The organism is Kribbella kalugense (genome assembly GCF_004365875.1).
GTDB lineage: Bacteria > Actinomycetota > Actinomycetes > Propionibacteriales > Kribbellaceae > Kribbella > Kribbella kalugense.
Genome location: NZ_SODF01000001.1, coordinates 2,300,956 through 2,321,337, shown reverse-complemented (window position 1 = coordinate 2,321,337; position 20,382 = coordinate 2,300,956). Strand labels below are relative to the sequence as shown.

Annotated in this window: 19 protein-coding genes and 1 pseudogene; 8 read left to right on the top strand and 12 right to left on the bottom strand. The window is 67.7% G+C overall.

Going from position 1 to position 20,382, the window contains the following annotated elements:
• The first annotated feature begins 135 nt into the window (after positions 1-135).
• The 3 genes from EV650_RS10935 to EV650_RS10925 all read left to right on the top strand — a co-directional run bounded on the left by EV650_RS10935 (position 136) and on the right by EV650_RS10925 (position 3,604).
• A complete protein-coding gene (locus EV650_RS10935) occupies positions 136-1,509 on the top strand; it encodes a class II 3-deoxy-7-phosphoheptulonate synthase (RefSeq protein ID WP_238174138.1) in 1,374 nt (457 codons plus the stop codon).
• Positions 1,506-2,528, top strand: a complete 1,023-nt coding sequence (locus EV650_RS10930) for a threonine aldolase family protein (protein ID WP_134117881.1) — start codon at positions 1,506-1,508, stop codon at positions 2,526-2,528. Before EV650_RS10935 ends, EV650_RS10930 begins: the two co-directional genes overlap by 4 nt.
• Positions 2,529-2,626: 98 nt before the next feature.
• Positions 2,627-3,604 (top strand): ribose-phosphate diphosphokinase, encoded by a 978-nt coding sequence (locus EV650_RS10925; protein ID WP_134117879.1) that lies wholly within the window; start codon positions 2,627-2,629, stop codon positions 3,602-3,604.
• Between the two features lie 333 nt (positions 3,605-3,937).
• Here the strand turns inward: EV650_RS10925 and EV650_RS10920 are convergent, their stop codons facing one another.
• Together EV650_RS10920 and EV650_RS10915 are read right to left on the bottom strand one after the other, a co-directional pair.
• Positions 3,938-4,330, bottom strand: a complete 393-nt coding sequence (locus EV650_RS10920; protein ID WP_134117877.1) for a hypothetical protein — start codon at positions 4,328-4,330, stop codon at positions 3,938-3,940.
• 290 nt (positions 4,331-4,620) lie between these two features.
• Positions 4,621-5,025, bottom strand: coding sequence for a DUF302 domain-containing protein (locus EV650_RS10915; RefSeq protein ID WP_134117875.1), 405 nt, complete (start codon positions 5,023-5,025; stop codon positions 4,621-4,623).
• Positions 5,026-5,161: 136 nt separating this feature from the next.
• Here EV650_RS10915 and EV650_RS10910 point away from each other — a divergent pair, with 136 nt between their 5' ends.
• Both EV650_RS10910 and EV650_RS40960 read left to right on the top strand, forming a co-directional pair.
• A complete protein-coding gene (locus tag EV650_RS10910; RefSeq protein ID WP_238174137.1) occupies positions 5,162-5,767 on the top strand; it encodes a 1-aminocyclopropane-1-carboxylate deaminase/D-cysteine desulfhydrase in 606 nt (201 codons plus the stop codon).
• Positions 5,746-6,069, top strand: coding sequence for a hypothetical protein (locus tag EV650_RS40960; protein ID WP_238174136.1), 324 nt, complete (start codon positions 5,746-5,748; stop codon positions 6,067-6,069). The genes EV650_RS10910 and EV650_RS40960 overlap by 22 nt, the downstream gene beginning before the upstream one ends.
• Here the strand turns inward: EV650_RS40960 and EV650_RS10905 are convergent.
• Positions 6,053-6,835 (bottom strand): alpha/beta hydrolase, encoded by a 783-nt coding sequence (locus tag EV650_RS10905; protein WP_134117873.1) that lies wholly within the window; start codon positions 6,833-6,835, stop codon positions 6,053-6,055. The two genes, EV650_RS40960 and EV650_RS10905, sit on opposite strands and share 17 nt — an antisense overlap.
• Positions 6,836-6,887: 52 nt before the next feature.
• Positions 6,888-7,433: a DUF2231 domain-containing protein gene (locus EV650_RS10900; RefSeq protein WP_134117871.1), complete on the bottom strand. Its 546-nt coding sequence runs from the start codon at positions 7,431-7,433 to the stop codon at positions 6,888-6,890.
• A gap of 186 nt (positions 7,434-7,619) precedes the next feature.
• On the opposite strand from EV650_RS10900, the gene EV650_RS10895 reads away from it, so the two are divergent.
• A complete protein-coding gene (locus EV650_RS10895) occupies positions 7,620-8,729 on the top strand; it encodes a Gfo/Idh/MocA family protein (RefSeq protein WP_134117869.1) in 1,110 nt (369 codons plus the stop codon).
• On the opposite strand, the gene EV650_RS10890 is transcribed toward EV650_RS10895, so the two are convergent.
• Positions 8,726-9,550, bottom strand: a complete 825-nt coding sequence (locus EV650_RS10890; RefSeq protein WP_134117867.1) for an SDR family oxidoreductase — start codon at positions 9,548-9,550, stop codon at positions 8,726-8,728. The genes EV650_RS10895 and EV650_RS10890 overlap by 4 nt on opposite strands.
• Positions 9,551-9,600: 50 nt before the next feature.
• Positions 9,601-12,717 carry a DPP IV N-terminal domain-containing protein gene (locus EV650_RS10885; protein WP_134117865.1) on the bottom strand — a complete coding sequence of 1,039 codons (3,117 nt, stop codon included), beginning with the start codon at positions 12,715-12,717 and terminating at the stop codon, positions 9,601-9,603.
• A 138-nt stretch (positions 12,718-12,855) separates the two neighbouring features.
• On the opposite strand from EV650_RS10885, the gene EV650_RS10880 reads away from it, so the two are divergent.
• Positions 12,856-13,383 (top strand): histone H3 family protein, encoded by a 528-nt coding sequence (locus tag EV650_RS10880; RefSeq protein WP_134117863.1) that lies wholly within the window; start codon positions 12,856-12,858, stop codon positions 13,381-13,383.
• On the opposite strand, the gene EV650_RS10875 is transcribed toward EV650_RS10880, so the two are convergent.
• Positions 13,384-14,592 (bottom strand): hypothetical protein, encoded by a 1,209-nt coding sequence (locus tag EV650_RS10875; RefSeq protein WP_134117861.1) that lies wholly within the window; start codon positions 14,590-14,592, stop codon positions 13,384-13,386.
• Entirely contained in the window at positions 14,582-15,079 is a 498-nt protein-coding gene (locus EV650_RS10870) for a SigE family RNA polymerase sigma factor (protein WP_134117859.1), read from the bottom strand. Before EV650_RS10870 ends, EV650_RS10875 begins: the two co-directional genes overlap by 11 nt.
• Positions 15,080-15,210: 131 nt before the next feature.
• Between EV650_RS10870 and EV650_RS10865 the strand changes: the two genes are divergently transcribed.
• Entirely contained in the window at positions 15,211-16,281 is a 1,071-nt protein-coding gene (locus EV650_RS10865) for a glycoside hydrolase family 172 protein (protein ID WP_134117857.1), read from the top strand.
• On the opposite strand, the gene EV650_RS10860 is transcribed toward EV650_RS10865, so the two are convergent.
• The 4 genes and pseudogenes from EV650_RS10860 to pknB all read right to left on the bottom strand — a co-directional run.
• Positions 16,278-17,486 carry a glycoside hydrolase family 15 protein gene (locus EV650_RS10860; protein WP_134117855.1) on the bottom strand — a complete coding sequence of 403 codons (1,209 nt, stop codon included), beginning with the start codon at positions 17,484-17,486 and terminating at the stop codon, positions 16,278-16,280. The two genes, EV650_RS10865 and EV650_RS10860, sit on opposite strands and share 4 nt — an antisense overlap.
• A gap of 9 nt (positions 17,487-17,495) precedes the next feature.
• The gene (locus EV650_RS10855) at positions 17,496-18,386 is read right to left on the bottom strand and encodes a DMT family transporter (RefSeq protein WP_134117853.1); all 891 of its coding nucleotides are present in this window, start codon (positions 18,384-18,386) and stop codon (positions 17,496-17,498) included.
• A gap of 34 nt (positions 18,387-18,420) precedes the next feature.
• Positions 18,421-18,627 carry a PASTA domain-containing protein gene (locus EV650_RS41555; protein ID WP_439648785.1) on the bottom strand — a complete coding sequence of 69 codons (207 nt, stop codon included), beginning with the start codon at positions 18,625-18,627 and terminating at the stop codon, positions 18,421-18,423.
• 6 nt (positions 18,628-18,633) lie between these two features.
• A pseudogene (pknB, locus tag EV650_RS10850) lies at positions 18,634-20,340 on the bottom strand (Stk1 family PASTA domain-containing Ser/Thr kinase); the annotation flags it as partial.
• Between the last annotated feature and the right edge of the window lie 42 nt (positions 20,341-20,382).

Sequence of the window (20,382 nt, the reverse complement as noted above, 5' to 3'; positions counted from 1 at the left end):
AGGATCTCCGCCCGTCTCGGGAGGGAGATCCTCCCCACTCCGGGCTCGTCGAGGGTGGGGCGGTGCGCGGGGCCGGCGGGGGGATGGGTGAGACGGGGGAGGTCGGGGTGTGGGGGGCTGGCTTAGGCTGGCGGTATGCAATTTGCGACGTTGACGGCTGGGGAAGTGCCTGGGGTTCCGAGTCTGGACGAGTTGCGGGGGCTGAAGCCGCTGCAGCAGCCGGAGTGGCCGGATGGGGCCGCGCTGGACCAGGTGATGCGCGAGCTCCGGACCCTGCCGCCGCTGGTGTTCGCCGGCGAGTGCGACGACCTGACCACGAAGATCGGGGCGGTCGCCCGCGGTGAGGCGTTCATCCTGCAGGGCGGCGACTGCGCGGAGACGTTCGCCGGTGTGACCGCGGAGAACATCCGGGCCAAGCTGCGGGTGCTCCTGCAGATGTCCGTCGTACTGCAGTACGCCGCCAGCGTCCCGGTCGTGAAGATCGGCCGGATCGCCGGGCAGTACGCCAAGCCGCGCAGCTCCGGTGAGGAGACCAGGGACGGCGTCACGCTGCCGTCGTACCGTGGCGACGCGGTCAACGGTTTCGACTTCACCCCCGAGTCGCGGATCCCGGACCCGCAGCGCCTCCGCGGCGTCTACAACGCGGCCGCCGCGACCCTGAACCTGACCCGCGCCTTCACCACCGGTGGGTACGCCGACCTGCACCAGGTGCACGCCTGGAACACGGACTTCGTGAAGTCGTCCCCGGTCGGCCGGCGTTACGAGCAGCTGGCGTCGGAGATCGAGCGGGCGCTCGCGTTCATGCGGGCCTGCGGCGCGACCGCGGACGAGTTCCGGACCGTCGACTTCTACGCGTCGCACGAGGCGCTCATCCTCGAGTACGAGCACGCGCTGACCCGGATCGACTCGCGCACAGAGCAGCCGTACGACGTCTCCGGTCATCTGCTCTGGGTGGGGGAGCGGACGCGGCAGCTGGACGGCGCGCATGTCGAGTTCCTCGCGTCGTTGAGCAACCCGCTCGGCGTGAAGATCGGTCCGACCACCACGCCGGAGTACATCCGGGCGTTGATCGACAAGCTGAACCCGAAGGGGATCGAGGGGCGGCTCACGTTCATCACCCGGATGGGTGCGGGCAAGATCCGCTCGGCGCTGCCGCCGTTGCTGGAGGCCGTTCGCGATCACGGCTCGCCGATCGCGTGGGTGAGCGATCCGATGCACGGCAACACGTTCGAGACGCCGAACGGGTACAAGACCCGCAACTTCGACGACGTGATGGACGAGGTGCAGGGCTTCTTCGACGCGCACGAGCAGGTCGGGACCTGGCCGGGCGGCGTACACATGGAGCTCACCGGCGACGACGTCACCGAGTGCCTCGGCGGCGGCGAGGAGCTGGTCGCGGAGGACCTCGTGAACCGGTACGAGACGGCCTGCGACCCGCGACTGAACCGGCATCAGTCCCTCGAGCTCGCCTTCCTGGTCGCCGAGCGTCTCCGGGGAGCGAAGGCATGATCGACCTCCGCTCCGACACCGTCACCCGCCCGTCGGCGGACATGCTCGCCGCGATGACCTCGGCGCCGCTCGGCGACGACGTGTACGGCGAGGATCCGACCGTCAACCAGCTCGAGGAGACCGTCGCCGACCTGCTCGGGCACGAGGCCGGTCTGTTCACCGTGACCGGCTCGCTGGCGAACCTCCTCGGCGTACGGGCACTGGTTCCGCCCGGCGGCGAAGTTCTCTGCGAGTCGAGCGCGCATATCGCCCGGGCCGAGCTCGGCGGGCACGCGGCCGTCAACGGGGTCACCACCCGGACGTGGACCGCGCCGTCCGGGCAGATCGACCTCGAGCAGATCCGCGCGCTGATTGCACCGGACCTCGGCCCGTACTTCGTCGTCACCTCGGCCGTCTCGGTCGAGAACACCCACAACTTCGGCGGCGGCGCGATCCAGCACGGGTACGACGCTTTGGCGGACGAACTCGAGGCCCGCGGACTGCCGCTGCACCTGGACGGGGCCCGGCTGTGGAACGCCGCTGTTGCTACCGGTCGCACTCCCGCGTCGTACGCGTCCCGGGCCGCCGCCGCGAGCGTCTGTTTGTCGAAGGGTCTGGGCGCTCCGGTCGGGTCGGTGTTGGTCGGCTCGACGGAACTGATCCGGGAAGCGCGAGTCTGGCGGAAGCGTCTCGGGGCGGGGTGGCGACAGGCCGGCGTACTGGCTGCTGCGGGGCTCTATGCGCTTGAGCACAACGTCGCCCGGCTGGCCGAGGACCAAGCGAACGCCCGGGCGATCGCGCAGGTCCTCGCGGACGCCGCTCCTGGGTCGGTCAAGCCGGATCAGGTTGAGACGAACATCGTGGTGGCCGACCTGGCCGCTACCGGGAAGACCGTCGCCGAGGTGGTCGAGTCCGCAAAGGCTGAGGGCGTCTTGATCGGCGGCGTCGGTGCCACCCAGCTCCGAGTCGTCACCCACCTGGACGCTTCCGCGGAGGACTGCCGCAAGGCGGCCGCAGTTCTCGCCTCGATCCTCAGCTGAGCCCTCGCGGCTGCTCTCGCCATTGCCCTGGTCGTGAGGGTCCGCGGTGGTGCCAGGTAGGCTGCCGATGTCGGGGTTCGCAGCGTTCGGGGAGAGCCGTGCGAGAGATCGTCGTGTTCAGCGGAAGTGCCCACACTGGTTTGGCGGAGCGGATCTGTGCCGATCTCGGCGTACCGCTCGCACCGGTGGAAATCCATCGTTTCAGCAACGACTGCCTGCAGGTACAACTGCAGGAAAACTGTCGGCAGCGGGACGTTTACATCGTGCAACCGCTGGTGCCGCCGACGCAGGAGCACCTGATGGAGCTGCTGCTGATGATCGACGCCGCCCGCGGTGCCTCGGCCGAGCAGATCACCGCCGTGATGCCGCACTACGCGTACGCACGGTCCGACAAGAAGGACGCCTCCCGGATCTCGATCGGCGGTCGCCTGGTCGCGGACCTCCTCGTCACGGCCGGCGTCGACCGCGTCCTGACGATGGCCCTGCACGCGCCCCAGGTGCACGGCTTCTTCTCGGTCCCGGTCGACCACCTGACGGCGATCGGCGTACTCGCGGATCACTTCCGCAACCACGATCTGTCCAACACGGTCGTGGTCAGCCCCGACCTCGGCAACGCGAAGACCGCGACCCTGTTCGCCCGGCTGCTCGGCCTACCGGTCGCGGCCGGCAGCAAGCAGCGCCTGGCCGACGACCGGGTCGTCATCGACGCGATCGTCGGCGACGTCGCCGGCAAGCGAGCCATCATCCTCGACGACGAGATCGCCACCGGCGGCTCGATCATCGAACTCCTGGACCGCCTGAAGGACCTCGGCTGCACCCAAGCTGCCGTTGCCTGTACGCACGGATTGTTCGCAGGGCCTGCGGTCGACCGGCTTCGCTCGCACCCGTCCATCACCGAGGTCATCAGCACCGACACCGTGCCGCGCCCCGATGGCTTCCCCGAACTCCAGGTCACCTCGATCGCCGGCCTGTTCGCCGAAGCCATCAAACGAATCCACGACGGCGAATCAGTCAGCAGCCTCTTCGACGGCGTAGACCCAACCCACGCCCCACCCCAACCCAAACTCCCGTTCTAATCCTGGGAAATGTGGTCGACCCCGCATCCTCCGCAGGCGCTTCCTTCGTCGCTCCGCGCACCTGCAACGCCCGCACCCACCCGCCCCCGGCTCAGCGCCGGTGCATCCTTTCCGGCTCCCGCCGGACTTTGCGGGCTGCCGCCCGCGTGTGACTACTCGGCCGGCGCCCCGCTCAATCGGACCGCGATGACCGGAACTGCGGACCCCGTGTCCCCGCGCTGGTCATGGACGAGGTGCGGTGGGGTTACAACTGGTCAGAGTTCAAGCCTCCAGTTGCCGTCGGGGCTCGTGAGGCTGTTCCGGTCGGTGCCGAGTTCGACGGCGTCTGGACTGTTACGCCTGTGCTGGGGCGGCCAGGCTTCTGAAGGTGATCAGTATGAAAGGGATGGCGAGGAGGACTGCGCCTGCGACGGCTGCGCCTGTGCTCGGCGTTCTGGTGCCCGAGTCCAGAACGCCGTAGCGGATCAGGAACGCGAGGCTCAGGTTGACTGCGCCGACTGCGAAGATCGTCTGAGCGTCATTCCATTTGTCTACGTCCAGCAGGGTTTTCGGTAGGTTGCTGATGCCCGCGACAATCAGTCCTGTCGGAACCAGAGCGATGTACATGCTCAGCAGCAGCCACAGAATCTCGCTGAACTTGCCGCTCCAACTGTCCTTGCCGGTCACCAGCGCCACGATGCCGACGACCGCCGAATAGGCTCCTAACGCCTTCAGTACCTTGTCCATGCCGCCCCCTTGTTCCGATGGCATGCGCCATCCATGACGGCATCGGCCAAGCCGTTGCCGCCGCCCGCCCCCGGGAATGAGGCTCAGTGTGACACCCGCTCCCCGGTCAGGCCACGATCAATCCACAGAGATTGCGGCCGGCTCCGTGGATTGCAACCGTTTCTTGATTCGGCGCGGCCTTCGCCGAAAGTCACCGGGACGTCCGTCTTGGGCAGGCTCGGTATCGAGTTCGCTGCTTGGGCGACCGAGATCGCGGCGACTGTGGTGGAACCTGGCGTGCGGCTACCTGACTAATCTGACGGCGATCCGGCAGTGAGCGCGTCGGTGAGGGTGTCGATGGCGGACAGGCCGGCGGCGGTGGCGAGGTTGTGGCGGGCGGCGATGGTGTCGGGGGAGTAGTAGCTGACTCGGGTTTCTCCGGCGTCGTCCCAGATGAGGACCTTCAGCGGGAGGTCCAGGCCGGCCAGTGGAGCGGCTTCCATGATCGGGGTGCCGGCGGCAGGGTTGCCGAAGATGATCAGCACGGTGTCGCGGAGGCTTAGTCCGGCCGTCTGGGCCGCGGCCGCCTGGTCGATGACCGCGAACACCATGACCCCCTTGGCATCGAGGAGCCGACGGAATCGCTCGGCGACCTGAGCTACCGACCCGGCGGCCGTCTTGGTCACCACGCCGTACGCCGACATCTCAGTCTTCATGATCACGTTCCTCCTCCAGGTCTCGCGCCTTCACCGTCGTTAGGCCCCGGATGCTACGCCGGTAAGGAAGTTGGCGTCACCGTCGTCGATTCGTGGACCGCCTAGCTGACGTGCGGCCGCGTGCGATGCTGGCGGGGTGGAGGATGGGCTGATCGCAGGGCTTCGGTTGCCGTCGCCGGTGGTTGAGATCGAGGAAGATCGGCTGGCGGCCGCGGGCGTGCGGGTTCTGTTGAAGCGGGATGATCTGATTCATCCGGAAGTGCCTGGGAACAAGTGGCGGAAGTTGAAGTACAACCTCGCGAGTGCTCGGGAGCTGGGGTTCGGGACTCTGCTGACGTTTGGTGGGGCGTATTCGAATCACATTCGGGCCACTGCTGCGGTCGGGCAGTACTGCGGCTTCACCACGATCGGTGTGATCCGTGGTGAAGAGCATCTGCCGTTGAATCCCTCGCTTCGGTATGCGGCCTCGCGCGGAATGCGGCTGACGTACGTCGACCGGACGACGTACCGCGCGAAGACGTCGGAGGCTGTGGTCGAGGCGCTGCGTGAGGAGTTCGGCGACTTCTACCTGACTCCCGAGGGCGGCAGCAATGCCGACGCGGTGCGGGGATGTGCAGAGTTGCCGGCGGAGCTGGATCCGTCGGTCGACGTCGTGTTCTGTGCCGTTGTACCGGAGGAACGCTTGCTGGTGTGGCCGCAGGAGTGCGGCCAGATCAGTTGGTGGTCGGGGTTCCTGTTCTGAAGGGTGGCGCGTTCCTGGAGGGCAACGTCGTCACGCTTCAGGAGCAGGTGTACGGCGCGCGTGCCGGGTCGTGGCGGCTCGAGTGTGATTACCACTTCGGTGGTTATGCGAAGCGGACGCCTCAGCTGGACGAGTTCATCGACGACTTCGAGGCGCGGCACGGTCTGCGGCTGGATTGGGTGTACGAGGCGAAGATGATGTACGCGCTGTTCGACCAGGTCGCGCGCAGCGCGTTCCCGCGCGGTACGACGATCGTTGCGTTGATCAACGGGTCCGGCGAGGTGCCTAGTCGGCGGGGGTGAGGTTGTTGGCGGTGAGCCAGTCGTCGATGTGGGTCATGGTGGTTTGGAGGATGGTGCCGAACAGGAGCATGTGGTCGGCGTTGAGGAGTTCTTGGTAGGTGGCGTTGGCGTACTTCGAGGCGGTGGCGCGGCAGACGGCTGGGACCACAGTGCGGTCCTCGGAGCCGCCGAAGATCAGGACCGGGCCGGGGATGGCGGCGTAGTCGACGCGTGATGCTTTCCGGCGATCGAGTTGTGGAAAAGCCATCTCGCAGTACGCGCGCCCCGACTCACAGACCAGGTCCGCGAACAGGGCTCGCGAATCCTCCTCGGTCTGCGTGATCCGACCGCCGACGTGGAACTTCTCCCAGGTCGGCACGAGCGGCTTGGTCCACGGTCGCGGCTGGAGGTAGTGGCTCAGGAACAGCCGGCTCATCGACGGGTACATTGCGAAGATCCCGGCCCCCGGAGCTGGGCACACGCCGATCAGACCGGCGTGCGGAGTCCGGGCCGCAACGAGTTGGGCCAGCAACCCACCCAGCGAATGCCCGAGGATCAACGGCGGCGAGTCCAGGGCCTCACACACCGAGACCAGATCGTCGGCGTAGTCGGTCAGACTGAGCGGCGCGATCTGCGCCGATCCTTGCTGCAGCGGCAGCTCGTGATGGCGCAACGTCGGCGTATGCACAACGAACCCACGGTCCTCGAACGCAGCCCGGGCCTCCCGGAAATGACTCCCGCGGCCCCAGGTCCCGTGAATCAGAACAACATGCTCCACAACGCTCATGCCGCCGAAACCTATCCGACGGAGCACGCCGCCGCACGTACCCCGCGCAGTTCTAGTTGCTCTCAGCCACGGAAGTCCGGCGGGCAGTTCCGCGGTGCAGGGCCAGATGGCCGCCGAGGAAGCCCGCACCCGCCATCACCAGGTTGCCGGCAGCGGCAAGCCTTGTACCTCGCCGGTGGTTGCCACGCAGACGCGCGACGAGCGAGCCGGCGAAGAGGAACGTCGCGGTGTCCATGCCGAGCGCGTGGACCGCACCGATCCTGCGTTCATCACCTGACAGTTTCCCCCAGTCGGCGGCGCCGGAGAGAGCCGTCGGCAGCGACGCCAGCAGTCCGAACCCGGTGAGGAGCGTCGCCCCGCGACGCGACTCGGACCCACCAGCGAGGTCGAGAAGGGACGCGCCGATCCAGCACCCAGTGGTCACCTCGGTCAGCGACGGATGCAACGAATGACCGAGTACGTCGGTGTGCAACGGGGTGTGCTGCACCCACTCGATCAGTGGCTTGTAAGCCAGCTCCTGGGCGTGGGCGATCCGCTCGGAGACAGGGCTGTCGCCGACCATGCGGACTGCACGTTGCGGCCAGGATCTCGATGCCACGCTCTCAAAAGTACGCTCACCCCTGCCACCCCTGGAAGCTCTGGCGCGGGGACGCGGGCCACTCACCAAGTGCGCGCGGCGCCGGGTGCTCACGCTCGGGGGACGGTCCGAGGGCGGGGTTGATGAGTGATGCAGGTCCGCGGCGTGGCCCGGCTTGGCGGGGCGAAGGCCAATAGGATTGCGGTTATGGCGGACACCGTGCGGATCGGGGTTGTTGGGGCGGGGAGTATTTCGGTTCGGGGGATCCTTCCGCATTTGGGGCTGCCTGATCTTGCGGGGCGGGTGACGCTGGCGGCGGTTTGTGATCCGGTGGCGGGGCGGGCGGAGGCGGCGGCCCAGAAGTTCGGAGTCGAGCGGGCGTTCACGGAGTACGAGGATCTGCTGGCTCGGGGCGATGTTGACGCCGTCACGATTGCCTCGCCGATCGGGTTGCACTACGAGCAGGGCAAGCTCGCGCTGCAGGCCGGCAAGCACGTGCATTTCAACAAGACCATGACGATCACCGTCGCCGAGGCGACCGAACTGATCGAGCTCGCGGCCGCCAACGACCTGCGGATCGTTGCCTCGCCCGGGGAGATGCTGCGCCCGCATCACGTGCGTACGCGTGAGCTGATCGCCGACGGCGCCATCGGCACGTTGTCCTGGGTCAGCTGCGGCGCGGCGTTCGGGACCTATCACGAGAACGAGTCCGTTCGCGGCGGCAGCGACGTACTGAGCAACATCGATCCGTCGTGGTACTTCCGGAAGCCCGGTGGCGGACCGATGTACGACATGACGGTGTACGCACTGCACACCGTGACCGGGATCCTCGGCCCGGCGAAGCGAGTGACCGCGATGTCCGGCGTACGGATCCCCATGCGTGGCAACGTCGAGACCGATGCCGACGACAACACCATCGTCTTGATCGACTTCGGCGACAACCTGTACTGCGTCGCGACCGGGACCGCGGCGGGGCCGATCCGGGGCGGTTTCGGCGGTGCGTACTACGGGACGGAAGGCACGATCGACGGCCTGCTGCTCAACGGCGAACCGTTCGACTTCCCCGACCGCAACCCATCCGAGCTCGCGCCCCGCGGCCCGGGCAACCAGGCGCTCCTTCCGCACGTGACCGGCGCGCATCGCGACATCGAGGAGCAGCACGTCTACGAGGACGTCATGCAGCTCGTCGACTGGGTTCGCGAAGGCAAGCCCTCGATCGTCACCGCCGAACACGCGCGCCACGTCATCGACATCATCGAGTCCGCCTACCAAGCCTCCGCCACCGGCCAGACCCAGGACCTCACGACCACCTTCTAGACCGGGAACATCCGGCCGACAAAAGCGTCCCACCCCGCGGCCGGCAGCGATCGATACAGCACCGGCAGGACTCGCGGCGCAACGCCAACCTTGTACCGCGCACGCGGCCGGCTCGCGGTCGCGGCGCGCACGATCGCCTTGGCCACGTCCTCCGGCGACGACATCCCAGGCGCCCCGGCGCGGTTGAACCGAGCCATCCGATCGCGGTGGTTCCGGCGGAATCCGGCGTACGGACTGTCGGCGTACTGCGGCCAGCTGGCCTCCTCGGTCGCGGCGAAGTTGCTCACCACCCCACCCGGCTCCAGTAGTACGACACGGATGCCGAACGACCGCGTCTCGTACCGCAGCGCATCCGACATCGCCTCCAACGACCACTTGGTCATCGCGTACGCACTGACCCCGGGGAAGGCCATCAGCCCGCCCGCGGACCCGAGGTTGACGATCCGCCCACTGCCGGCCGCGCGCATCGCGGGCAGGACCAGTTGGGCCATCCCGATCAGCCCGAACACATTCGTCTCGAACTGCTCCCGCAGCAGCTCGAGCGACACCTCCTCCACCGGACCCGTCTGCGCATAGCCCGCGTTGTTCACGAGTACGCCGACCGCGCCGTGCTCGGCCTCGACCCGCTTGACCGCCTCGACGCGCGACTCCTCGTCGGTGACGTCCAACGCCATCGTCCGGCACCCCGCCGCGGCGAGCTCGTCGAGCGTTTCCGGGTTCCGCGCGGTCGCCCAGGTCGGCCGACCGGCGCGCGCGAACGCGAGTGCCGTCGCCCGCCCGATGCCGGACGAGCAGCCGGTGATCAGCACCGGTGAGTTCATTCGCCCGAACACCGCAAGCTCATCCTCGCGACCGCGTTGCGCGCGCTCGGTTAACCCTCGCAACAGGCTCGGTGCAGCCACTCGGGTTCGTGCCACCAGTAGTCGGCGTCGTGGGCGTGGGCGTGGGCTTGGTCCCGGGTCAATGGTTGTGGGGCGTTGGCGGTGTGGACCGCAGGTTCGACTTGGTTGCTGGCGGCAAATGGTTTGAGCAGGTCGTCGACGGTGTGAAGCCGGCCGGCGATCATGACGCGATCGACTGCGGCGGCGGCGCGGATGTCGGCGAGGGGATCGCCGGTGACGAACGACAGGTCGGCCTGCGCGCCGGGTTTCACCACGCCGATCTTGTCCTCGAGGTTGAGCCACTTGGCCGGGTTGTGGGTCGCCGTGGTCAGCGCCTCGTACGGCGTGAATCCGCCGGCGACCATCGACCGCAGGTTGGCGTGCAACGAGACGGCCATGTTGTCCAGCGGAGTGTCGGTGCCAGAGATGACCAGGCCGCCGCCGCGGTGGATCCGGAGGACCATGTCGACGTTGCCGCGCAGGAGCTCGCGGGTGGTGACGCCCGCGGGTCCCTTCGCGGTGTTCACCTCGGCCATCAAGAAGTCGTACTCCCAGAACGGATAGAGCGTCGTCGTACGACGGTCCGTGAGCAGCGACGGATCATCTACATGCGCCATCGTTGAATTGAACAACGTTGGGGTGACCGACAATCCGGCGCGAGTGAACAGCGTGACCACATCGGCGTACGCGCGGCCGAGCCGGCTGACCGTGTGCGAGTACCCGAGCCGATTCGTCGCGCCGGTGTGCTCCATGCCGTCCATGCCGAGGTGCTCGGCCGGGTAGAGGTAGTGCGACGACAGTTGAAGCCCAAGCCGGTGTACGGCGGCGATCACGCGCCGCTGGTACTCGATCGGCAGCCGCACATAGGTCTTGACCAAGTCGTACGCGAGCCCCTCGACCCGATCGAGCTCCAGACCGAGCTGCCGCACCGACAACGTCGGCCGCATGAAGTTGTAGTACACCCGCGACCCGTCGATCGCCTCGCCGGTCGCGAAGTACCGCGGCCCTCTGAGCGTCCCGTTGGCGAGAGCCTCGCGAGTCTCCTGCATCTGGTACGCCGGATCGCCGGGCGACCGCGTGGTCGTGATGCCGTACGCGAGCCACAGGTTCCCCTGCCGCGCACCCCACGCCCGTCCGCGCAGATGCCAGTGGTTGTGCGCATCGACGAGTCCCGGCATCACCGTCAGCTTCGACGCGTCCACGTCGGCCCGGCCGTGATGCGGGCGTACGGCGGCGATCTTCGAGCCATCGAGTACTACGTCGACGTTGCGGAGCAGCGTGGTCGCGCGGCCGTCCCACAAGGCGCCGGCGTGGATCGTGACGTGCTGCCTCACCGTGGCCCGCCGATACTCCAGATCGATCCGGATCGTCTCGGGTTGGCTGCCGTTGATCGTTGTCCTGCGCAACTTTCCGTTCGACAGGTAGAGCAAGGTCCGATCGTCTTGCCAGACAGGCGAGTCGGTCACTTCGCTGGTGATCGCACGCGGCTCGCCAGTGAAGCGGCCTCGATTGTCGACCGGTGCGACGTAGAGCAGGCTCTCGACGACGAAGGCCAGGTGGGTGCCGTCGGGGGAGAAGACCGGGCCGTCGTCGCCGCGGGTGGCGAGCGAGCGGAACGGCATCGGCTCGACGTACTCGAGAGCAGCAGTCGCGACATCGACGTACAGGAGTTGGCTTGTGCCCTCGCGGAACCGCTTGGAGAACGGCTTGACCGCGGCCAGGACGAGAGTCCCGCCGTCGTGCGACCAGCTGACCCGGCCGGGCTGGAAGAGCGTCGGCGTGAGTTGCCGGACCTGCCCGGACGCGAGGTCGAGGACCCAGGCGATCCCGTCCTGGTCCTGGTACGCGATCCGCTGGCCGTCGGGCGCGAACCGTGGTGCGGTCTGGGCGCCGGGCAGACCGGAGAGCTTCGTGTCGGCGCCGGTCGCCAGGTCGTGCAGCCAGAGGTCCGCCGTACCGTCGCGATCGCTTGCATAGAGCAACTTCTTGCCGTCGGGCGAGAAGTCCGGATCCGAGTTGAAGTAGCCGTCGGCAACCAGTTTGCGCGGCTTCCCCTTACCGTCGGTCGACGCCAGCCAGAGTGCGTTCAACGCCCGGAACGCGAGCCACTTGCCGTCCGGCGAAACGGTCGGTCCAGCGATCCCGCGGACCGGCCGCTTGGCGGTCGACTCGAGGTCAGGCACCTTCGGCCGAGGCCGCTTCGACGTCACCGGAACGGTCGCCGCGAACGGTACGACGGCATCCCCGCCGCCGACCTGGTAGCGGTGAACGGTCCCGTCAGCGCTGTAGAACAGGTCGGTCGCGGACGCCCACGACGGCGGCAGCGCGAAGACATCCTTGCCTGTTGTGACTTGCTGATTGTCAACAATCAGATCACAGGACGGTCCAGTCAGCCGAACGTAGGCGAGCTTCCCGCCCACGGAGTACGACGGCCCGAACAGGCTGATCCCGGTCTGCGCCGCGACCAACGTCGTACGCGCACCCGTCGTCAGATCGAGCTCGACGATGGAGCTGGCGTCCACGGTGAAGGCGACTTTCGTACCGTCCGCAGACACGGCTGGCTCGGCCTCATCGCTCGCATCGTCGGTCAGCGCCACGATCGCGCCGCTCACGAGATCGAGTCGGTGAACGCCATAGCTGCCATTGCCGCCGCGATCCGAGGAGAACACGATCGATCGGCGGTCGGGACTGACGTACGGCTCGCGGTGGTCGTACCGCCCGGTGGTCAACTGCCGCAGCCCGCTGCCATCTGGTCGGATTGTCCACAAATGGAAGTTCCCATCGCGGTACGACTGGAACACGATCGACTGTCCGTCCGGCGACCACCGCGGCCGGGTCGCGTCCTGCAGGTCGTCGGTGAGCCGGCGCGAGGTTCCGCCCGCGGCCGGCGTCACCCAGATCGCCGTCACCAGGTCGAATGCGAGCCACTTCCCGTCCGGCGACACCGACACCATGAAGTTGGTGCCTTCCGCCAGCGAGGCCTGGCTGCCACCCGCTGGTAGTCCTGCATGGGCCGGCAGTTGGACGGCGCCGGCCGCCGCGACCCCTCCGCTCAGCTGCAGTGCGCGACGCCGCGAAATACTCCAGAAGCCCGGGTTCTCGGTCATGATCCGGTCCAATCCCTAGGGGCGGTGGGACCCCTCAGAATCTGCCAGCACCGTTCGTATCGCACGATCCTGACCGGCGCGTCCCGCGCTCAACGGCCGCTAGCGTGCGACGAACGGCGAGCGTCTATCGTCTGCGGCATGCAATCTCTGTCTCCACGGGCCCGGGCGCTCGGTGCGGCCGTGCTCTGCCTGGTGATCGCCGTCGTGGCCGGACTCGCGGTGGACAGCCGGCTCGACCGGCACTGGATCCTGCGCGGGCTGACGGTGTTCCTCGCGGTGTGCTGCGCCAGCCTGCTGCTGACCGATCAGACCCGTCGGCTCCGGCAGATCGTGACGGCGATCGGGCTGGCGATGTTCGGGCTGATCATCCCGGTGTCGCAGACGACCTGGTCGAAGCCGCCGGAGATCAAGTTCGCCCTGCAGGTCGCGACCGACGCCAAGCAGGCGGCCGAGAAGGCATCCAGCAGCACCGTCACGGTTGCCGACGTGAAGGCCGCGGCCGAGGCGCGCGGTGGCGGCGTCGGCTCACTGCCGACCGAGAAGAACACGCAGGTGCGTGGCGCGGACGCGTTCCCGATGATCGTCCGCGCCAAGCGCGACCAGGGCCGCCCCTGGGCCTGCGTGTCCTTCTCTCACGGCATGACCGCCACGGTCCGCCCCTGCTGATCAGCGAATCGCGGTCGCCGCGTCGAACCAGGCGGCGGGGTCCTTCGGGCTCTTCGTCAACTCCATCGACGCGGCCACCCGCTTCAGCTGCTCCATCGACGGCTTCGCGGCGTAGCTGCTGATCACGACCGCGACGCCGTTCGCTTCGAGGCGAAGGGTGTTCAGCGGTCCCGACAGGGTGACCTTCGTCGGGTCTTTCTTCGAGTACGTGATCTTCGCGTTGGTGTAGTACGCCTTCATGCCATGGATGACGGCATCCGCCTTGCCGCCCCGGATCTGGGTCATCTGGTTCCAGAACTTGCTGGTGTCGTACCTGATCGACAGGTCGTCACCACGAGCCGGGTCCCAGGGGTTGCCTGACACAAGTCCGGCCGGCTTCAGCACCGGCGGCACGTAGCCGGTGGCCGGATTGCCGTCGCTGAGCAGCGCCGTGAACTCCTCGCCGGATCCGGGGATCGCATTGTCGTACGGCTCGTAGTGGATGAGCTGCGGCGAGAGGCCCTTCGGGAGCTCACCGAGCTTGACCGGGGAGCCGAGCCGGCCAGCCCGCGGCGAGATCAACTTGGCGAGGCTCACGGCAGGTTGTAGCTCAGCTGTCGGCACGATGTCGGCGCCTTGAGGGATCAGAGTCTCGCAGCTGAGCAGCGCCCATAGTCCATCGATCGGTTCCCACGCCAAGACTTTGCGCAGCTTGGCGGACAGCGGGAAGCTGTAGTTCGACGGCGGGGGCATGAACGGCTTCTTCCCGTCCAAGGTGACCACCCGGGCCGTGTGCTCGCCGATGGGGACCGTCGGGCTGCCGGCCGGGATCGTCGAAGGGTCGAAGTCGCCGTTGCGGTGCAGCTGAAGCTGGCAGAACGGCGCCTGGGTCCGCACAGTGGTGTCGACCAGTTCGTAGTCCTGGCGGTTGGCGGTGAACCGTTGGTCGACCGCCTTGAAGTTCTTCGGCAGATTCAGGTCGACCCACCGCGACCAGGCAGTGTTGCCCTTGACCTGAGCCGCCGGACCCGAGTCGTCAGAGATGACATGCGGTACGACGACCGCCGCGATTGCCACGCTTGCGGTGACGACCGCCGTACAGATGATCGCAGCGGTACGACGGGGTCGGCGAGGTCCGCGGGGTTGCAAGCCGGCGCGGATGTCGGTCGGATGCGGTGCCTGGTCGGCCAGGTGCTCGAAGGCATCGCGGAGGGATTCTTCAGTACGCATGGTGGACGTCCTCCGTCACACGGTTGCTGGTGAATTCGATGCGCAAAGTGGCTAGAGCTCGTGAGGCGTGCGCGCGCACGGTGCCTGGCGAGCAGCCCAGGGTCTCGGCGATCTCGGCGTCGTTCAGTCCGCCGAAGTACCGCAGTACCAGGACGGCTCGTTGACGCCGGGGGAGTTTGGCCAGCTCGCCGAGCAACTGGTCACGGTCGGCGGTGCGTTCGGCATGGTCGGGGGTGCTGGCCGGCTCGATCTCGGCGCTCGGCACGTACCGCGACCACTTGCGCCGCCAGGACAGGTACTCGTTGACCACCATCCGGCGCAGGTACGCCTCCGGGTTGTCCAGCCCGCCGATCCGGTCCCATTTCCGCTGGGCCTTGATCGCCACGTCCTGTACGACGTCCTCGGCCAGGTGCGGAGTACCGCACAGCACGGTCGCGAACCGCAGTAGCGGCGGCAGACCGGACCTGGTCCACTCGTCGAAGGTCACGTCGCCCCCTGTCCCGGCCGGTCGGTTGACCGGCCTACACCAGTACAGACGACGGTACGGACCGATCTGCTGAGTCCACTTCATGGGCAATCGATTTCTCAGCGGACCCGGGCGGGCCTAGGGTCGCGGGTATGACTCTTGGGAACCTGACTGGCATCAGTGCGCTCGCCGACGTCGAGTCGCGCTCCATCAGTGCGGAGAACCCGACCGGCGAGCCCGGTCAGGGCGGGCGGCGGACCGAGGGGACCGGTGCGAACGCGGCCCGGGACCTCGGTCAGGGCTGGAAGGTCTCGCCGTCGATCGAGCTCGGGCCGGGGGAGACCGCGACGCTGGCGGACATCGCCGGCTCCGGCTGCGTCACGCACATCTGGCTGACCACGCACGTCGACCACTGGCGCCGGCTGGTGCTGCGCGCCCACTGGGACGGCGACGAGGCGCCGGCGATCGAGACTCCGGTCGGCGACTTCTTCTGCTCCGGCTGGGGCAAGTTCGCCCAGGTGAACTCGCTGCCGGTTGCGGTGAACCCGAACGGCGGTTTCAACTGCTACTGGGAGATGCCCTTCAAGGAGCACGCCACGTTCACGCTGGAGAACACGCACGACGAAAAGGTGGTCGTGTACTTCCAGGTGGACTACTGGCTGGGCGCAGTACCGGATAAGTCGGCGTACCTGCATGCGCAGTGGCGGCGGAGCAATCCGTTGCTCAGCAGGACGGTCCACACGCTGCTGGACGGTGTCGAGGGTCCTGGTCACTACGTCGGCACCTACCTCGCCTGGGGAGTCAACAGCACCGGCTGGTGGGGTGAGGGTGAGGTGAAGTTCTACCTGGACGGCGACGACGAGTTCCCGACCATCTGCGGCACAGGTACCGAGGACTACTTCGGTGGCGCGTGGAACTTCGACGTACCTCACCTGGGCGGCTACACGGAGTTCAGTACGCCGTACCTCGGTATGCCGCAGGTGATCCGGCCGGACGGGCAGTACCAGAGCCAGCAGCGGTTCGGGATGTACCGCTTCCACCTGCCAGACCCGGTTCGTTTCAAGGAGAAACTGCGCGTCGACGTACAGGCACTCGGCTGGCGGTCCGGTGGACGGTACCTGCCGCTGCAGGACGACATCTCGTCGACTGCGTTCTTCTACTCAGGCAAGACGAGTACCGCGCGACCAGACGCGCCCACGCACGACGTGATGGAGATCTGCTAAGGAACGGGCAGGGGGTTCCGTAGAGCCGAGTCGGCGAGCACCACCAGCGCCGCGGTCCACGCGAGCGGCGCCTCGCCGGCCGGCTCAAGATCCCGATTCACCTTCTCGGGCAACGCACCAGTGCTGGTCCGGTGCTGATCGAGCCAGGTCAGCAGGCGGTCCGCCGTGGCGTGATCTCCTCGCGCGGCCGCGCTCAGCGCGAACAACGCGGTCTGCGGCGTCCAGGACACCCCGTCCGCCCGCCAGTCCTCGCCAGGTGTCACGCCGCCGTTGGGCTGCGTCAGTACTGCGTTTGTGCGCTCGATCGCACTCGTCACGTTGGCCCGGGCCGGCGCGAACGGCGGACCGAGCACGGTCACGATCGCGTCGGCGCCGCCGTCGATGCCGATCGGTTCGAGGCCTGATTCCAGGAAGCTGGTCGCCCGCGCGGGGGTCCGGGGATAGTCGGGCCCGAACACCCGATCGGTTGCCTTCGACAACGTTTCGGCCGCGGTCTGCCAGCGGGCGGCCTCGGCTGGATGATGCTGATCGGTGGCGATCCGGACCGCCGACCGTAGTCCGGTCAGTAGCGGTGCGATCGTGCCGAGGGTCAGCTCCTTCTCGCGGCGTTCCCAGTAGTCCGACGACGGACCAGGCAGGCCGTTCGGGGCGAGCTCGGTGACGATCTGGTCGGCCGACTCCCTGACCAAGTCCCAGTACTTCTCGCCCGCGTGGCAGAACCAGGTCGCCCAGATCACCCACCCGGAGCCGTCGAGCTGTGGCGGCCGTCCGTCGTCGACCCGGCCGCCGGTCTCGGTGTACCGCGCCTCCCAACGACCCGTCGACGGCCGGACCCGGTCCAGGAACCCCAGTACGTCGAGAGCTTCGTCGTACTGCCCGATCGCGCAGCGGGCGACGGCGACGAACGACGCGTCCCGGGGCCAGACGTACCGCCATGGGCCGTTCCAGCCGGCCAGCGTGGCGCCGTTCGGCAAGGTGAGCCCGTCGAGGTCGGCCAACGCGTGCCGGACCAGGTCGTCGTACTTCGGGCTGCCGCCGCCGAGTGACGATTTGGCGGACGTCGCTGCCCGACCGGGAATGCCGTCGGCGACGAGGCGGGGCTGCGGGTTGCGGATCAGGTTGCTGATCGTGCCGGCGGCCAGAATCGTGAGCAGGAGGGCAATCACGACGTACGGGAACCAACCGTGCCGGCCGCCTTCCCGCATGATCCCCTCCTACTGAGCCAAGTGCTGCACTTCCGCCTCGAACTTCCGCCGCGGCGCCAGCTCGACCAGATACATCGCCGACAGCACCAGCGCGCCACCGACCAGCATCCGCCAGGTCAGGCTGTCAGAGCCGAACAGTACTGCGAACGTCGAGGCGAACACTGGCTCCATTGTCATCGCTATCGCGGCTCGCGTGGGAGTCAGGTGTGCCTGTGCCCAGGTCTGGACGATCAGGGCAAGCGCTCCGGCCACCAGAGCCATGTAGACCACGCTGACCCAGTCGCGGCCGGTGCCCGGGACCGAGAACCCGCCAGGTATGGCGCCGATCGCGCAGACGCAGGTGATCACGATCATCTGCAGCGACGACAACCCGAACGCATTCTGCGGGGTCGACCAAGCACCCAGCCCGATGATGTGCAGCGCGTAGAGCCCGGCGGACGCCAGCGTCAGCAGCTCGCCGTGGCCCATGCTGAGCCCGCGCAGCGACAGTACGCCGAGACCCACAGTGGCGAGGATCACGGCGAACCAGGCCCAGCGGCCGATCTTGTGTCGCAGGATGACCGCACCGAGCAGCGGCGTGAAGACGACGTACATGCCGGTGACGAAGCCGGACACGCTGGCCGAGGTGTGCCGCAGGCCCTCGGTCTGCACCAGCTGCGCGATGCCGTACGTGATGCCCAGGGCAACGGCCCGGCCGCGGTCGAGGCGGCTTAGCTTGGCGATCGCAGGCGGGTGGACCAGCACCAGTGCGACCGAGGCGATCAGGAACCGCAACGCCAGGTAGTCGGCGACGTCCATCCTGGTGAGCAGGTCCTTGGTCAGGAAGAACGTCGATCCCCACGCCGCCGCGACCGCGAGCAGGGCGAGTACGGCGACACGTGGGTGGTTCACGCCGCTCATCTCATCAGACGCCTTCAACAGAAGGCAAAACGGCCTACAGCACCGTGATGATGACTGTGCTCCCGGGCTGGGCCTTCTTGCCGGCGCTCGGGCTCTGCGCGGCGACAATGTTCAGGCCGAGGTTGAACGGCGCCTTCTGCACCGTCACCTTGAAGCCCGCGTCGGTGAGCAGCTTCTGCGCGTCCGCGGTGCTCTTCCGCTTGACGTCCGGTACGTCGACCAGCGGCGGGCCGAGCGACACCACCAGCGAGACCTTGTCCTTGGCGAACAGCGTGCCACTGTTCGGGGTCTGGCTGATCACGTTGCCCTCGGCGACCTTCTCGTCGTACTGCGTGCTGCGGCCGACGGTGAAGCCGAGTTTGCGCAATGCCTTGCTGGCGTCGTGGTAGGACTTGCCGGTCCAGTCGGGCACCGCGATGGGCCGTTTGCCCTTGCTGACGGCGAAGTTGACCGCAGCGCCCGGCTTGACGACCGTGTTGAACTTCGGGCTGATCGCGATCACCCGGCCCTGCGGCACCGTCTCGCTGTAGACCTCGCTGATCTGCCCGGTGACCAGCTTGATCGGCGACAGCGCCTGCTGTGCGGCGTCCAGCTGCAGACCGACCAGCTGCGGCACCCGGTAGCGCTCGGGACCCTTGGAAACGGTGAGTCCGATATCACCGTTCTTGCGGATCCGGTCGCCGGCGGCCGGGTCGGTCCGCATGACCTCACCTAGGCGGACGTCCTCGGAGTAGTCCTGGTTGTCGAGGCTGGTGCGCAGACCGGCCTTCTCCGCCTCCGCTGCTGCGGCCGCGGGAGCCATGCTGACCAGATTCGGCGTGGACGTGTAGCGGTGGATGCCGTAGTACCAAGCTGCGGTGCCGATGCCGATCGCGGCGGCCAGGATGAGGATCAGTGCCAGCGGGCCGCGGCTTCGGCGCCGCTCTGGTGGCTGAGGCTTTGCTGGAGCACCAGTAGGGCGGCCCTGATTCACCGGTACGACGATGGTGTCGTGGCGGAGCGTTTCGGGCTCTCCGCGCGTATAGCCGTCGTCGTACCCGCTGTCCTGCCGGATCTGGTGGATCGGCACAGTGAGGTCACCGGTCAGCTCGGGGTCGTCCGGCAGCCCTTCGTCGAGCGCACTGCGGACCCGGTGCACCTGCCGGCTGAACACCCGCGCGTCGGTCGGCCGCAGGTCCCGGTCACGTGCAGTCGCACGCTGCACGAGCGCATCGACGTACGGCGGGATGCTGGGCTGCTCCAGCGATGGAGGGGGTACGTCGGCGTGGACATGTGCGTACGCGACCTGGATCGGGGTGTCGCCGGAGTGTGGCTTGTTGCCGGTGAGCATCTCGTACAGGACGATGCCGGCCGAGTACACGTCCGAGCGGGCGTCCGCACTGCCGTCGGTGACCAGCTCCGGCGCCAGATACGACACTGTGCCCATCAGGAGGCCCTGGGTGGCGGTGTTGCCGCTGGCGCTGACCGCACGGGCCAGACCGAAGTCGGCGACCTTCACCGCGCCCTTGTCGGAGATCAGCACGTTCTCGGGCTTGATGTCGCGATGCACGATGCCGGCGTCGTGTGCAGCCGACAAAGCGGACAGGATCGGCGTGAGCAGGTCCAGCGCACGGGCAGGGGAGAGCGGTGCCTGCTCGCGGATGACGTCACGCAGAGTGCGTCCCGGCACGTACTCCATTGCCAGGAACAGCGTGCCGTCGTCGTCGCCCTGATCGAAGACGGCCACCACATTTGGGTTCGAGAGGCGGGCCGCGGCCCGGGCCTCCGCCACGAACCGGCGGGCGAACTGGGCGTCGTCACCGAGCCCGTCATGCATCACCTTGAGTGCGACGGTCCGGTCCAGCCGGGTGTCGAGGGCCCGGTAGACGGTGGCCATACCGCCCTTCGCGACCCGCGCGTCCACACGGTAGCGACCGTCGAGCACACGCCCGACGAGGCGGTCGCTGACCTGCATGTCCACGTCATCCGTCACTTGCGGTGAGCCGCCTCTCCAAAC